At 74.2% G+C, this 14,815-nt stretch carries 13 protein-coding genes; 10 read left to right on the forward strand and 3 right to left on the reverse strand.

Going from position 1 to position 14,815, the window contains the following annotated elements; genetic code table 11:
- Nucleotides 1-10 precede the first annotated feature (10 nt).
- Both GA0070609_RS01000 and GA0070609_RS01005 read left to right on the forward strand, forming a co-directional pair.
- On the forward strand, nt 11-997 hold the full coding sequence (locus GA0070609_RS01000; protein ID WP_088992040.1) for an ABC transporter permease: 987 nt from the start codon (nt 11-13) through the stop codon (nt 995-997).
- 106 nt (nt 998-1,103) lie between these two features.
- Nucleotides 1,104-2,849 (forward strand): ABC transporter substrate-binding protein, encoded by a 1,746-nt coding sequence (locus tag GA0070609_RS01005; RefSeq protein WP_088992041.1) that lies wholly within the window; start codon nt 1,104-1,106, stop codon nt 2,847-2,849.
- 172 nt (nt 2,850-3,021) lie between these two features.
- Here the strand turns inward: GA0070609_RS01005 and GA0070609_RS01010 are convergent, their stop codons facing one another.
- The gene (locus GA0070609_RS01010; protein ID WP_088992042.1) at nt 3,022-5,163 is read right to left on the reverse strand and encodes a S9 family peptidase; all 2,142 of its coding nucleotides are present in this window, start codon (nt 5,161-5,163) and stop codon (nt 3,022-3,024) included.
- Between the two features lie 86 nt (nt 5,164-5,249).
- Here GA0070609_RS01010 and mshB point away from each other — a divergent pair, with 86 nt between their 5' ends.
- From mshB to GA0070609_RS01025, 3 genes are all read left to right on the forward strand, one after another.
- Nucleotides 5,250-6,176, forward strand: a complete 927-nt coding sequence (gene mshB, locus GA0070609_RS01015; RefSeq protein WP_172899263.1) for an N-acetyl-1-D-myo-inositol-2-amino-2-deoxy-alpha-D-glucopyranoside deacetylase — start codon at nt 5,250-5,252, stop codon at nt 6,174-6,176.
- A 17-nt stretch (nt 6,177-6,193) separates the two neighbouring features.
- Nucleotides 6,194-6,631: a hypothetical protein gene (locus GA0070609_RS01020; RefSeq protein ID WP_088997409.1), complete on the forward strand. Its 438-nt coding sequence runs from the start codon at nt 6,194-6,196 to the stop codon at nt 6,629-6,631.
- 81 nt (nt 6,632-6,712) lie between these two features.
- Nucleotides 6,713-7,183: a hypothetical protein gene (locus GA0070609_RS01025; protein WP_088992044.1), complete on the forward strand. Its 471-nt coding sequence runs from the start codon at nt 6,713-6,715 to the stop codon at nt 7,181-7,183.
- 36 nt (nt 7,184-7,219) lie between these two features.
- Here the strand turns inward: GA0070609_RS01025 and GA0070609_RS01030 are convergent, their stop codons facing one another.
- Nucleotides 7,220-8,179: a GNAT family N-acetyltransferase gene (locus GA0070609_RS01030; RefSeq protein ID WP_088992045.1), complete on the reverse strand. Its 960-nt coding sequence runs from the start codon at nt 8,177-8,179 to the stop codon at nt 7,220-7,222.
- Nucleotides 8,180-8,258: 79 nt separating this feature from the next.
- On the opposite strand from GA0070609_RS01030, the gene fdxA reads away from it, so the two are divergent.
- From fdxA to GA0070609_RS01055, 5 genes are all read left to right on the forward strand, one after another.
- Nucleotides 8,259-8,585, forward strand: coding sequence for a ferredoxin (gene fdxA / locus GA0070609_RS34015; protein WP_088992046.1), 327 nt, complete (start codon nt 8,259-8,261; stop codon nt 8,583-8,585).
- Nucleotides 8,582-9,688, forward strand: a complete 1,107-nt coding sequence (gene dapC, locus GA0070609_RS01040) for a succinyldiaminopimelate transaminase (protein WP_269459287.1) — start codon at nt 8,582-8,584, stop codon at nt 9,686-9,688. Before fdxA ends, dapC begins: the two co-directional genes overlap by 4 nt.
- 97 nt (nt 9,689-9,785) lie before the next feature.
- Complete coding sequence (locus GA0070609_RS01045) at nt 9,786-10,811, forward strand: prephenate dehydrogenase (RefSeq protein ID WP_088992048.1); 1,026 nt, start codon at nt 9,786-9,788, stop codon at nt 10,809-10,811.
- Nucleotides 10,812-10,885: 74 nt separating this feature from the next.
- Complete coding sequence (locus tag GA0070609_RS01050; RefSeq protein WP_088992049.1) at nt 10,886-11,524, forward strand: SIMPL domain-containing protein; 639 nt, start codon at nt 10,886-10,888, stop codon at nt 11,522-11,524.
- Nucleotides 11,524-12,171 carry a nucleoside/nucleotide kinase family protein gene (locus tag GA0070609_RS01055; protein WP_088992050.1) on the forward strand — a complete coding sequence of 216 codons (648 nt, stop codon included), beginning with the start codon at nt 11,524-11,526 and terminating at the stop codon, nt 12,169-12,171. The genes GA0070609_RS01050 and GA0070609_RS01055 overlap by 1 nt, the downstream gene beginning before the upstream one ends.
- On the opposite strand, the gene GA0070609_RS01060 is transcribed toward GA0070609_RS01055, so the two are convergent.
- Entirely contained in the window at nt 12,148-14,793 is a 2,646-nt protein-coding gene (locus GA0070609_RS01060; protein ID WP_088997410.1) for a hypothetical protein, read from the reverse strand. The genes GA0070609_RS01055 and GA0070609_RS01060 overlap by 24 nt on opposite strands.
- Nucleotides 14,794-14,815 lie beyond the last annotated feature (22 nt).

Below are 14,815 nucleotides of genomic sequence, written 5' to 3' on the forward strand. Positions count from 1 at the left end.
GGGTCTACGCATGGTGCGCTTCCTGCTGAAGCGGGTGCTGCTGGCGGTCTCGGTGCTGCTCGCGGTGAGCGTGGTCAGCTTCCTGATGTTCTTCGCGCTGCCCCGCGACCCGGTGACCGGCATGTGCCCGAAGAACTGCAACGCCGAGCGGCTGGAACGGGTGCGGACCGAGCTGGGGCTCAACGACCCGAAGGTCGAGCAGTACGCCAACTACATGAAGGGCATCTTCGTCGGCCGCGACCTGGGCAGCGCCCAGGGCGGCGAGTGCGCGGCGCCCTGCCTCGGCTACTCGTACGTCAACAGCGAGGCGGTCACGGACACCTTCGCCCGGGTGCTGCCGGTGACGCTGAACATCGTCATCCCGGCGGCGGTGCTCTGGCTCGCCATCGGGGTGGGGCTCGGCATGGTCTCGGCACTACGCCGGGGTTCGCTGCTGGACCGGATCTCGATCGGGCTGACCCTGACCTTCGCCTCGCTGCAGCTCTACTTCGTCGGCGCGGTGCTGCTGCTGATCTTCGTCTACGCGTTGAAGATCCTGCCGACACCACGCTACGTGCCCATCTTCGAGAATCCGGTGGAGTGGGCCCGCGGTCTGGTGCTGGCCTGGGTGACCCTGGCGCTGCTCTTCTCCGCGATCTACGCGCGGCTGTCCCGGGCGCAGATGCTGGAGACGCTCTCCGAGGACTTCGTCCGCACCGCGCGTGCCAAGGGCATGCCGAAGCGGCAGGTGTACGGGCGGCACGCGCTGCGCGCGGCGATCACGCCGATCGTCACCATCGCCGGTCTGGACGTCGGCGCGGCGCTCGGCGGCACGGTGATCACCGAGACCACGTTCGGCATCCAGGGCCTGGGCCGCACCGCCGTGGAGGCGGTCCGGCAGGGCGACCTGCCGACCATCATGGCCACCGTGTTGATCTCCGCCCTCTTCGTCGTCGTCGCCAACGTCGTCGTCGACCTGCTCTACGCCTTCATCGACCCGCGGGTACGGCTGGGCTGACCGCCGTGCCGGGTGCCGATCGTTGTGGCCCCGTTATCTGATCGAAATTTACCAACATCGAAAGCTACGCGAAGCTTTCCTTCATCGGCGATCCGGAGGAGTGAGTATGCGAGCAAGACACCTCACCGCCATGGGCGGTGCGATCGCACTGGTGGTTGCCCTCGGTGCGTGTAGCGAGAACACCGGCGAGAACGCCGCCGGCGTGGACACCAACACGCCGCGCACCGGCGCCATCGCGACCGACCCCAAGGACTCCCTCGGCCCGGCGCCGGAGGTGCCCGGTGCCACCAAGGGCGGCACCTTCTACATCCTGCGGGAGAGCAAGATCTCCCACCTGGACCCGCAGCGGGTCTACTCGTTCGCCGGCCTGATGGGGAGCCAGCTCTACGCCCGCTACCTCACCACCTTCAAGGACGACGGCAAGGGGAACGTGACCCTGGTCGGCGACCTGGCGGAGACCCCGGGCACCAACGTCAACAACGACTGCAAGGTCTGGGAATTCAAGATCAAGCAGGGCGTGAAGTTCGAGGACGGCCGGCCGATCACCAGCAAGGAGGTGGCGTACGGCATCGCCCGCTCCTTCGACCCGGACCTCACCGGCGGCCCGACCTACATCCAGGAATGGCTGGTCGACGACCCGCAGTACGACACCAAGTGGGACTTCAAGGCCAACAAGACGTCGCTGCCGCCGGGGCTGACCACGCCGGACGAGCGGACGCTGCGCTTCGAGTTCAACAAGCCCCGCTGTGACCTGCCGTTCGCCGTCTCGCTGCCGGCCACCGCGCCGCTGCCGGCGGACAAGGACACCGGCGTCAACCTGGACAACCACCCGTTCTCCTCGGGCCCGTACAAGATCACCAAGCACACGCCCGGCGTGGAGATGGTGCTCGAGCGCAACGAGCACTGGGACCCGGCCACCGACGCGGTGCGGCACCAGTACCCGGACAAGTTCGTCTGGTCCTTCGGCGCGGACAACGCCACCCAGACCAACCGGGTGCTCGCCGGCACCGGCAACGACGCCGCCGCGGTGGCCACCGGCGGTGTTCCGTCCGAGCTGATCGCCAAGGTCACCGGCGACCCCGCGCTCAAGGAGCGGATGATCGTCGCGGCCACGCCGAACGCGTACCGGCTGAGCATCAACACCAGCCGGGTCACCGACCTGGCGGTCCGCCAGGCGATCAACCACGCGATCGACCGCAGCAGCATCACCAAGAACCTCGGCGGCCCGTACGGCGCCGTGCCGCTCACCACGCTGCTGCCGCCCACCACGCTCGGCTACAAGCAGTTCGACGCCTACCCGGCCGGCGAGACCGGCAACCCGGAGAAGGCCAAGGAGGTGCTCGCCGGCAAGACCGCCAACCTGGTGCTCGGCACCTCCGACGACACCCCGTCGCAGGAGACCGCGACCCAGATCAAGAACGCCCTGGAGAAGGCCGGCCTCACCGTGACCGTCAAGGTCATCCCCGAGGACGGCTACCTCGACCACGTGAAGAAGAAGACCAACCCGTGGGACCTCTGGGTCGACTCGTGGGCGGCCGACTGGCCCAGCGGCGCCTCGATCCTGCCGGTGCTCTTCGACGGCCGGAACATCAAGGCCGAGGGCAACAGCAACACCTCGCAGCTGAACAACGACGCGATCAACGCGGAGTTCGACCGGGTGCTCGCGCTCGACCCGGCCAAGCAGGCCGAGGAGTGGAGCAAGCTGGACGAGCGGCTGATGAAGGAGTCGGCCCCGGCCGTGCCGCTGTACACCGAGGTGGTCTCGCTCGCCCACGGCGAGAAGGCCGGCGGCGTCTTCGTCGGCAGCATCTTCGGCTGGGCGAGCTTCGTGAACGCCTACGTCAAGCAGTGACGCCACCCATCGAGCCGTAACACCGCACGGACTGGCCCCCGGTCGACAACGTCGTCGGCCGGGGGCCACCGCGTTGCCGCACCGGCCGTGCCCCGGCGCCGCGGCGGCTGCTCCGCATCGGGTGCGTCTGTTGTCGCCGAGGCGCCAACAGACGCACCCAAACCGGCTCGGCTCAGAGGTGGGTACGGAGGAAGTCCAGCTCCAGCTTCAGCAGCCGCTCGGCGGTGCCGCCGGCGGCCATGTGGGTGGCCCCGGTCAGCGGCAGCACGTTGTGCGGGCGGCCGGTGGCCAGCAGCGCCGCCGAGAGGCGCAGCGTGTGCGCGGCCACCACGTTGTCGTCGGCCAGGCCGTGCACCAGCAGCAGCGGCCGGGCCTGCTCCGGGGCGGTCACCGGCTCGCCGGCCAGCTCCACCAGCGAGTGGTGCGCGTAGACGTCCAGCCCGTCGTCGGGCAGGCCCAGGTAGCGCTCGGTGTACGCGGTGTCGTAGAGGGCCCAGTCGGTCACCGGCGCGCCGACGATGCCGCACCGGAACAGCTCCGGATGGCGCAGCACCGCCAACCCGGCCAGCCAGCCGCCGAACGACCAGCCCCGGACGGCGACCCGGCCCAGGTCGAGGTCGGGATGCTTCTCCGCCAGCGCGGTGAGCGCGTCCACCTGGTCGAGCAGGACGACGTCGGCCACCCGCCGGTGGATCGCCTTCTCGAACGACGGGGCCACCCCGGGCGTGCCCCGGTTGTCCACGACCACCACCGCGAAGCCGGCGTCGGCCCACCACTGCCGTTCCAGCCAGGCCGCCCGGGCGGCGACCACCTCCTGGTGCCCCGGGCCGCCGTAGACGTCCAGCAACACCGGCAGCCGACGACCGGTGACGTGGTTGTCGGGGTAGAGCACCGCGCTCGGCAGCCGCCGGTCGGTCACCCGTTCCAGCAGCGGCAGCGGCGAGTACGGCGGGGTGGCGGCCAGCGAGCGGAGCACCGCCACCTCCCGGTCGCCCTGGTGCACCGTCCACCGGACGCCCGGATGGTCCAGTGAGGCGCTCCCCATTACCAGCACGTCCCCGCCGACCGCGCCGGTGTGCCAGCCCGGGTCGGTGGTGAGCCGGCGGGCGTCCACACCGCCGCCGATGGTCGTCCGGACCCGGAACAGGTGCCGCTCGCTCGGCTCCCCGTCGCTCGCCTCGACCAGCAGGTCGGCCGGGCCGGAGCCGCCCGGCAGCCGCCCCACCACCCGCCGCACGTAGAGCGAGGGCGGGGTGAGCAGGGTGCCGTCGGCGAAGAGGCAGCGTGCGTCGTACCCGTCGTGGGCCAGTTCGCCGCCGACCAGCACCCGGCCGTCCGGCAGGTGCGCCGGGGTGCCGGCGATCGGCTCCACCCAGCGCGGGTCGGCCAGTTCCGCGTGGACCTGCGTCTCGCCGGTGCGCGGGTCGACGGCCAGCACCAGCCCGTGCTGCTGGGAGCGGCGCAGCACGGTGATCAGCGGCCCGCCGTCGGCCCACTGCACCGAGGTCAGGTAAGGGTAGGTCTCGCGGTCCCAGTGCACGTCGACCCAGCCGCCGTCGAGGTCGAGCAGGTGCAGGCTGACCTCGGCGTTCGGGCCACCGGCCCGGGGGTACGCGACGGTGGTCGGCGGGCTCGCCGGGTCGGCCGGGTCGTGCAGGTGCCACCGGTCGAGCCGGGACTCGTCCACCCGCGCGGCCAGCACCGAGCGGCCGTCCGGCGCCCACCAGTAGCCGCGGAACCGGTCGAACTCCTCGGCCGCGATGTGCTCGGCCAGTCCCCAGGTGACCCCGGAGTCCTCGCCGGCCAGCAGGTTGTCGGCGCCGTCCGGCTCGACCACCCGCAACTGCCCGCGGCGCACCCCCTCGGCGGCGTCGGTGACGTACGCCAGCCGTTCTCCGGTCGGGTCGGGCCGTGGGTCGAGCACCGGCCCGACCGCGGCCACCTCGACCACGTCGCCGTGCACCAGGTCGGCCCGGAACAGCCGCCCGGCCAGCGCGAACACGGCCACCCGACCGGCGCCGTCGAGGGCGTACGAGCCGATGCCGGCGGCGCTCAGCCGCAGCCGCTCGCGCAGCGCCCGCTCACCCGGCCCGAGCGCGGCGCTGTCGGCGTCCGCGCCGAGCAGCGCGGCCGGGTCGGCGACCAGCCGCTCCTCGCCGCTGGCGACGTCCAGCAGCCAGAGCGCGTCGGCGGGATCCTCCGGGCCGGCGGAGCGCAGGAAGACCACCCGGGAACCGTCCTCGGCCACCGAGACGGCACGCGGCGCACCGTGGCTGAACCGGCGGGTACGGGCGGCCAGCTCCGGAAAGTCCACAGGCCAGATCGTAGAGCGGGCTCCGGGGTGATGTGGCCGACCTGCCTGGACGCGTACGGGTCGGCGGGGCAGAACCGCCGGTTAGAGTGACCGTCGTGACGACGCTGCCCGACCGACGCCTGCTGCTGGTCCACGCGCACCCCGACGACGAGTCCATCGGCACCGGCTCGACCATGGCCCACTACGCCGCCACCGGCGCCCACGTCACGCTGGTGACCTGCACCCTCGGCGAGGAGGGTGAGATCCACGTGCCGGCGCTGGCCCAGCTCGCCGCCGCCGAGGCCGACCAGCTCGGCGGCTACCGGATCGCCGAGCTGGCGGCCGCCTGCGCCGCGCTCGGCGTCACCGACCACCGCTTCCTCGGCGGCGCCGGCCGCTACCGCGACTCCGGGATGATGGGGCTGCCCACCAACGAGCACCCCCGGGCCTTCTGGCAGGCCGACCTCGACGAGGCCGCCGGGCACCTGGTGGAGATCATGCGAGAGGTACGCCCCCAGGTCATGATCACGTACGACGGCAACGGCTTCTACGGCCACCCGGACCACATCCAGGCGCACCGGGTCGCGATGCGCGCCCACCAGCTGGCCGCCGCGGAGGGCTTCGCCCCGGCGAAGGTCTACTGGACGGCCATGCCGCTGAGCGTGCTGGAGGCCGGCATGAACCACTTCGTCGAGTCGTCGGACAATCCCTTCGCCGGCATCGAGGACCTCTCCGAGCTGCCCTTCGGCACCCCGGACGAGCAGATCGCCGCCCGGATCGACGCCACCGAGCAGCACGCCGCCAAGGAGGCGGCGATGCGCGCGCACGCCACCCAGATCCCGTCCACCTCCTGGCTCTACTCGATCGCCGGCAACTTCGGCAGCGAGTTCATGGGCGTGGAGTACTACACCCTGGCGGTGGGCGAGAAGGGGTCGGGCTCCGGGCCGTACGGCTGGGAGGACGACCTGTTCGCCGGGCTGGACGTGGCCGACGGCCCGGACCGGTCCCCGGTCGCGGCGGCCGGTCTCCGGTGACCCTGCCCGCCGCCCCGATGTCGGTCGCCCCGGACGAGACCACCCCGCCGCCGGCCGGCCGGCCGCACCCGCTGCTCGACCTCGCGCTGCGGTGGGCCGGCGGCCTGGTGGCGGTGCTCGCCGGGGTGGCGACCGGGGTGCTGGAGCTGCTGCTCGCCACGGTGCGGGTCGGCGGGCAGCTGATCGGGCTCTCGGCGCTGGTCGCCATCGGCGCGAACATCGCGCTGAGCTGGTTCGCCCACGAGGCGGTCGGCCACCGGTGGGCGGTGGCGCTGCCCGGTGTGCCCTGGTTCGCGCTGATGGCGGTCGCCGCGGTCCGTACCGACGAGGGTGACCTGCTGCTCGCCGGGGACAACTGGGTCGGGCTGGCGATGATCGTGGCCGGCGCGATGACCTTCGCGGTGATGGGCTTCCGGCAGATCCTGGCGCCGCCGCCGGCACCCGGACGGGACTGACGACACACAGCTTCCGGTGGTAAGTATTCCTGCCAGGAGGCCCGCCGCCGCGGCGGGCGCGAGTACGGCGGGAGGCGTGCGATGAGGGAGCGGTGGCGCGCGATCGGTTTGCTCGCGGTCGCGCTGTTCGCGGTCAACGTGGTCGCCCGGCTGATCATCCGGTTCGGCTTCGACGGTGGCGACGACACCACCGCCGCCGACCGGGTGTCGCTCGGGATGTTCGTGGTGATCGGCCTGGTCCTGGCCGGGCTGGCGTTCGTCTGGGGCCGGCGCCGGCCGGTGGGCCGCTGGGCGGCCGACATGGCCGCCGGGGTGGGGCTGGCGCTGCTGCTGACCGTGCTGGTCGGGCCGCTGCTGGTGGGGCAGAACCCGTTCGGCGGGGGTGCCGGCACGTTCTTCGCCCAGATCTGGCTCTACCTCGCCGCCACCGCGGCCGGGGTGCTGCTCGGCTACCTGGTCCTCACCGCGCTCGGCCTCGACCACCGTTCGCAGACCCTGAAGCGGTACGCCGAGATCAAGACCGCCAAGCCGCGCCGCCCGGTCCGGCGCTGACCCCGGCCGCGCCCGGCTTGGTCGCCGGGCGGTGGGTCAGTGCGGGGCGACCCGGGTGAGGTAGGTGTGGTGGGTGGTGAAGCCGAGCCCGCGGTAGAGCGCCACCGCCCCGGTGTTGCGCTGCTCGACCTGGAGGAAGGCGTGGCTGGCGCCGGTCGCCGCACCCCAGTCGGCGAGCGCCCGGATCACCCGGCCGGCGAGCCCCTGCCGCCGCGCCTCGGGCAGCACCTCGATCAGGCTCAGCCCGAGCCAGCGACCGCCGCCGGTGACCGTGCCCCGGCCGATTGCGACGAGCGTGCCGGCGGCGTACACCTGGGCGAAGCGGACCTGGTCCACGGCGGTGAGCACGTGCCGGGCGGCGTCCGGCAGGCCGCCCTTGCGGCCGGCGGCGATCGCCAGCCAGTCGTCGGACGGCGTGCCGACCAGCTCGACCGGCGGCGCGCCGGGACGCTCCGGCGGGCCGGGCGGCATCCCGGCCAGCGGCATGGTCTGCACCAGCACGGGCGGGCGGCTCTGCCAGCCGCGCGCGTCCAGTTCGGCGCCGACCGGCGCGGCGAGCGGCAGCGGGGTGTTCACCAGCGCGGGCTGTCCGCGTTCGGCGTACCAGCGGACGACCGCGTCCACCGCCGCCGGCAGCGGGCGGTCCGGGTCGCCCACCGGCAGCGCGCTGTTGGCCCGGCCGGTCCAGCCGTCGGCGCTGCGCAGCAGCCAGCCGCCGAGCCGTTCCCGGGTGGGCGCTGGCCAGGCCTCGTCGGCGGCCAGCTCCAGGGCGGTCACCGCGGCGGCGGTCGGCCGGCGCGACGGCGGCACCCGCTTGGCCCGGTGCACCTCAGATCGGGGCACCTGGAGCCTGCCGTGGTCGGTGGTGAGGGTGAGATGAGTCTCGCTCAGCTCGACCAACTCGCCGAGGGCGTCCGAGAACAGGGGTCTGCCTTCGCGAATCCCCACAATCCGGCGTACCACCACCCGGTGGCCCACATCCTGCTGACCGAGCACGATCGACCCCCTCCCCGGCGAGATACTAGGCTCTAACCGTCGCGGGTGATCGCGGCGTGTCTTGCGGAGGAGAAGATCGGTGACCTACATCATCGCCGAGCCGTGCGTGGATGTGCTCGACAAGGCATGCATCGAGGAGTGCCCGGTCGACTGCATTTACGAGGGCAACCGGATGCTCTACATCCACCCCGACGAGTGCGTCGACTGTGGTGCCTGTGAGCCGGTCTGCCCGGTCGAGGCGATCTTCTACGAGGACGACGTCCCGGAGCAGTGGAAGGACTACACCGCCGCCAACTACGAGTTCTTCGAGGACCTGGGCTCGCCCGGCGGCGCCTCGAAGATCGGCAAGGTGGAGAAGGACGCGACCTTCGTCGCCGCCCAGCCGCCGCGCGGAGAGGGCCACTGAACCGGCCCGCGCCGGTCTCGTCGCGGTTGCCCGAGTTCACCTGGGACGCCCTGGACGCCGCGGCCGCACTGGCCGCGGCGCATCCAGACGGCATGATCAACCTCTCCATGGGTACACCGGTGGATCCGGTCCCCGAGGTGATCCGACGGGCGCTGGCCGACGCGTCGGACGCCCCCGGCTACCCGCTGACCGCCGGCACCCCCGCGCTGCGGGACGCGATCGCGGCCTGGGTGGCCCGGGCGTGCGGGGCCGGCGTCGACGGGTTGGGCGTGCTGCCGACGATCGGCTCCAAGGAGCTGGTGGCCTGGCTGCCCACCCTGCTCGGGCTCGGCCCCGGCGACGTGGTGGTGATCCCGTCCGTCTGCTACCCGACGTATGAGGACGGGGCCCGGCTCGCCGGTGCCACCACGGTGCGGACCGACTCGCTGACCGCGGTCGGCCCGACCCCCCGGGTGCGGCTGGTCTGGGTCAACTCCCCCGGCAACCCGACCGGCCGGGTGCTGCCCGCCGCCCATCTGCGCAAGGTCGTCGACTGGGCCCGCGAGCGCGGTGCGGTGGTCGCCAGCGACGAGTGCTACCTGCCGCTCGGCTGGTCCGCCGAGCCGGTCTCGGTGCTCTCGCCCGAGGTCTGCGGCGGCTCGTACGACGGCGTGCTGGCGCTGCACTCGCTCTCCAAGCGGTCCAACCTCGCTGGCTACCGGGCCGGTCTGGTCGCCGGTGACCCGGCGCTGGTGGCCGAGCTGCTCAAGGTCCGCAAGCACGCCGGGATGATCGTGCCGGCGCCGGTGCAGGCCGCCATGGTGGCCGCGCTAGGCGACGAGCGGCACGCCGACGAGCAGCGGGAGCGCTACCGGGCCCGGCGGGAGCGGCTGCACGCCGCGTTCACCGCGGCCGGGTTCACCATCGAGCACTCCGAGGCGGGGCTCTACCTCTGGATGACCCGGGGTGAGGACTGCTGGCAGACCGTCGACTGGCTGGCCCGCCGGGGCATCCTGGTCGCCGCCGGCGCCCTCTACGGCCCGGCCGGCGGGCAGCACGTCCGGGTGGCGCTGACCGAGTCGGACGAGCACGTCGCGGCGGTCCCCGGCCGGCTCCACGACTGACCGCGGGGCCGATGGGCTGCCGGATAAGCGATATCCTCGGCGCCGAACCGAGTCGGGGTGTCCTCGACTTGTACCGACCGAACCGCCGAGGTGCGTGATGGTGGACAGGCCCGGTGGGCAGTTGCGGGCCGCCGTGGTGGGCACCGGCCTCATCGGCGGGTCGATCCTGCTCCGGCTGCACGAGTCGGGCGTGCCGGTCACCGGCTGGGACCCGGACGGGGCGACCCGGGTCGAGGGGCGCCGGCACGGGGTGCCGTTCCCCGACGACCTCGGCGAGGCGGTTCGGGACCGCGACGTGGTGTTCCTCTGCGGGCCGCTGCCGACCCTGCCGGAGACCCTGCTCACCGTCACCAAGTACGCCCCCGACGGCTGCGTCGTCACCGACGTCGGCAGCACCAAGGGCTCGGTGTCGGCGTTCGCCGTCGAGCACGGGCTGACCGACCGGTTCGTGCCCGGGCACCCGATGGCGGGCACCGAGCGGTCCGGGTTGACCGCCGCCGTCCCGGCGCTGTTCGAGGGGGCGGCGTGGGTGCTCTGCCCGGCCGCCGAAGGGCTGCCGGCGTTCCGGCTGCTGGTCGACCTGGTCCTGGACGTCTTCGCCGCCCGGGTGGTGCCGATGACCCCGTCCGGGCACGACTCGGTGGTCGCGCTCTCCTCGCACGTCCCGCACCTGCTGGCCGGCGGGCTCGCCGGCGCGGTCGCCGGCTCGGCGGTACGCGACGCGGTGCTCGGGCTCGCGGCCGGCAGTTTCCGGGACGGCACCCGGGTGGCCGGTACGCCGGCGAAGCGAACCGCCGACATGCTCTTCAACAACCGGGAGCAGGTGGTCCGGCAGCTCGACCAGGTGACCGCCGTGCTCGGCGAGCTGGCCGAGGCGTTGCGCGGGGACGACATGGACGCCCTGGTCGGGCACTACCGGCGGGCCGGGGAGGTGCGCGCCGCCCTGCTCGACCGTGACCTGCACCCGCACCACCGGGACTTCCCGGTCGACGGCGACCGCGCGGCCGAGCTGGCGTACCTGCTGGAGCTGGGCGCGGCGGGCGGCTACCTGACCCGGTGCCGGGTCGACGCCGGATCGGTGTCGTACACCGGCCACCGCCCCGACGGGCCGGCGGCGTCCTGACCCGGTGCCGGCCGTGCCGGGCCGGCGGCCGGGCATCGGGCGCACGGCGGTCGGGCCGCCGTTAGGGTGAGGGCATGGTGGACGGGCCGGTGGTGGCGGTGCGTGGCGAGGCGTACCGGGAGGTGCCGCCGGAGATCGCCCGGTTCTCGGTGACCGCGCGGGCTCGCGACCGCGACCGCGAGGCCACCCTGGCCCGGCTGGCCGAGCGGGCCGCCGCGGTCCGGGTGCTGCTCGACGGGTACGGCCCGACGATCGAGCGCCGCGAGACCGGTGAGCTGCGGGTCCGGCCGGAGACCCGGCGGGCCACCGAGCGGGTGGTGGCCTGGCACGGCAGCGTGACCACCGCCGTGACGGTCAGCGACTTCACCGCGCTGGGTGAGCTGATGCTCCGCCTCGCCGACCAGGATCAGGTCGAGGTGGCGGGGCCCTGGTGGTCGCTGCGTCCGGACAGCCCGGTGCACCGGGAGGCGCGGCACGCCGCGATCGCCGACGCGCTGCTGCGCGCCCGCGAGTACGCCGAGGCGCTCGGTGCCCGGGTGACCGCCCTGATCGAGCTGGCCGACGCCGCTGCCACCGAGCAGCCGATGTTCGCCCGGGCCGCGTACGGCCAGGCCGCCGGTGGGCCGCCGGAGCTGGAGCTCGACCCGCAGCCGCAGCCCGTCCAGGCGACCGTGCAGGCGCGGTTCGCGATCAGCGAGCCGGTCCTGGGCTGATGCCGGCGGCCCGGGTCCTCCCCGTCGACGAGCTGGTGGCGCGAGCGCGCGCCCTGGCCGAGGCCGGTCCACGGCAGCTGCTCGGCATCGCCGGCGCGCCCGGCGCGGGCAAGTCGACGCTGGCCGAGCGGGTCGTCGCGGCGGTCGGCCCGACCGCCCGGCTGGTGCCGATGGACGGCTTTCACCTCGCCCAGTCCGAGCTGCAGCGGCTGGGCCGGGCCGACCGCAAGGGCGCGGTGGACACCTTCGACGCGAACGGCTACGTCTCGCTGCTGCGCCGGTTGCGCCGGCTGGAACCGACCTCGGTGTGGGCGCCGGCGTTCCGCCGCGACCTGGAGGAGCCGATCGCCGGTGCGATCGAGGTGCCGCCGGAGGTCCGGCTGGTGGTGACCGAGGGCAACTACCTGCTGCTGCCCGACTTCCCGTGGGAGGAGGTGCGGACGCTGCTGCACGAGGCCTGGTTCCTCGACCTGGACGTCGAGCTGCGGCTGCGCCGGCTGACCGCCCGGCACGTGGCGTACGGGCGGTCGCCGGAGCAGGCCCGGGCCTGGGCGATGGGCAGCGACGAGGCGAACGCCACCCTGGTGGTCGGTACCGCCGACCGGGCCGACCTGGTGGTCCGGCTAGCCGAACCCCCGCCGGGGTGACGGCACCGCCTGTCGCAGCAGCCAGGCCACCCGGGACCGCTCCCGGTGGAACTCGGACGACTCCGGGTAGCCGCTGTGGTTGCGGATCGGCGGGTCGGCCACCTCGCCGGCGCTGGGGTGCAGCGCCTCCGGGTCGCGGACGGCCACGTCGCGTTCCCCGGCGGTGACCGGCCAGCCGAGCGGGTCGGTGTTCCGCCAGAAGTTCGTCCAGCCGGTGCCCCCGCCCGGCCGGCGCAGCGCCTCGGCCAGCGCCGGCAAGCGGTCCGGCCCGAAGTATGCCGGGAAGACCCGCCCGTAGAGGCGGGTGAGCTGGCAGCCGTAGGAGAAGAACCAGATTCGGCGCCGCCACCGGGCCGGCAGCTGGAGGATCACCGCGGCGCAGAGCACGGTGCCCTGGCTGTGTCCGGAGAGGATGATCCCGTCCATCCGGCGATGGTCGTTCGGGGCCAGCGCCAGCAGCCCGGCGGTGCGGGTCTGCAGTTCCGGCACGGCCCGCTCGGCGTAGCTCGGCGGGGCCAGCGGGTGCGCGGCCCGGGGCCAGAAGGTGCCCACGTCCCAAACCACGCCGATCGTGCGGCGCACCGTGTCGTTGCGGTAGACCAGCAGGCCGACGGTGGCGACCAGCGCCGGCAGCCAGCCGAGCAACGCGTCGCCCGCGTCGGCGACCGCCCGGACCACCGCCGCGCCGCCGGTCGCGGTGACCGGGTGCGGCGGGGACTGGGTGAGCACGGCGGCGCAGCCGAGCGTGACCAGCACCGCGGCGGCGACGGCGTACCCGCCGACCAGCCGCAGGCCGTGCTCGCCGACGAGGCGGTGCAGCGCCCGGAAGGTGCTGACGTCCCGACCGCGTCGCAGGTCGTGGCCGGAGAGCGCGTGCCCGGGCGGCACCAGCGCGGCGTACTCCTGGCGGCGCAGCCGGTGGAAGCGCAGGCCGGCCACGGCCACCGTGCCGGCGAGCGCCAGCAGCGCGACGGCGAAGGCGAGCCCGGCCCACATCACCGGCACCGGCGGCACCACGGTGGGCGGGCCGCCGGACGGGGCCGTGTCGAGCCGGTCGGTGACCCAGTAGAGCAGCCCGCCGCTGTAGGAGATGCAGAGCACCCAGCCGAAGCCGGCGATCACCGCCGGTCCGCGGCCGCCCCAGGCCAGATCGGTGTGCGCCGCCAGCGGCTGGATGTCGACGGCGGACCGGGTCCGGGGGAGCAGCAGGCCGGTGCCGGCCAGGACGATCGCCACCAGGGCGACCAGCCAGATCTCCAGCTGCCGCGGGGCGGCCGGCAGCCCGGGTAGCCAGCCGGAGATCCACCCGACGCCGAGGGGGAGCAGCAGGCCGGCGGCGAGCGGCGCCGCCAGGGCCCGCCGGCCGGACCGGGACACCGCGCCGATGGCGATCAGCAGCAGCAGTTGGCCGGTGCCCAGCCAGGCGATGACCCAGTCGAAGCCCGGCAGCGACCGGTCGGCCGCGCAGCCAGGCCCGGCCGGGTCCCGGGCGCAGCCGGCCGGCGGGCGCAGCGCGGCCAGCGGGGTGCCGGCGGGGCCGTCCGGCAGCAGCAGGAGCAGCACGGTGCCGGCCAGTCCGAGCCCGGTGAGCACGATCAGGCCACCGCTCAACCGGCCCAGCGGGGTGTGCCCCGCGCGCCGGGTCAGCCACGGCCGGCCCAGCACGACCACGGTGCAGAGCAGCACCGTGGCGAGGCAGGCGACCGTCGTCCAGGCGACCACGGCCCGCGGCCCGCGGGGCGGATCCATGGCGAGCACCGCACCGAGCGGCACGGCGGCCGCGACGGTGGCGCCGGTGCACAGGTGCAGCAGGCCGGCGCGGCGCAGCTGCCCCTCCCCGGACCAGAAGGTCGGGTCCTGCAGCGGGTTCACCGGCCGGGTCGAGGGCGGCTCCGGCGGGGGCGGCGCCGTCTCCGGCTGCGCGACGGTGGGCGGGACACCGGGCGGTCCGTCCGCCGGGGCCTCGGCCGGTGCCCGGCCGGTCACCGGGGCGGTCGGCGCCGCCGGCATCTCCGCCTCGTACTGGTAGGTCCGCCAGGCCACCAGGCCGAGCACGGTGAGCAGGCCGAGCGGGACGACCAGGCCGACGGCGAGCGACCGGGCGCCCTCGCGCCACCAGCCGTGGGCGAGGAACTCCCAGGGGCCGGGGGCCCGGGCCAGGCACTCCCGGTCGACGCACTGCCAGCCGATCAGGTCGACGCCCACGCCGGACAGGGTGAGCATCAGGGTGCCGGTCATGCTCAGGCAGAACAGTCGGATCAGCCAGGCGGTGAGGCCGGCCCGGCTGCGCCAGCGTTCGGTGTCCGGCTCGGCCGGGATCTCCGGCCGGGCGTGCAGCGCGACGTTGGCCAGGGTGAACGGAAGCAGCAGCGTCCACAGGGCCCGCTCGACGTCGCGTGCGGTCCGCGCGCCGGAGGTCAACTGCCCCCAGCTGTACGCCTCGACGACGACCGGGTCGTCCGGGCCGGTGGCCGTCGAGCGGTAGAAACCGGTGACCGGGCCACCGGCGACCAGCCACGGCCGGGGCGGTTCGGCGCCCGCTTCGCCGCGCAGGCCGAGCGTCTGGTGCGGTGGGGTGTTGGACACCCCGTGCACGCGCAGTTCGAGGACGCGACCGACCATCCCCGCCTCCCGGGTGACGACG

This window comes from Micromonospora echinaurantiaca (assembly GCF_900090235.1).
Classification (GTDB): Bacteria; Actinomycetota; Actinomycetes; order Mycobacteriales; family Micromonosporaceae; genus Micromonospora; species Micromonospora echinaurantiaca.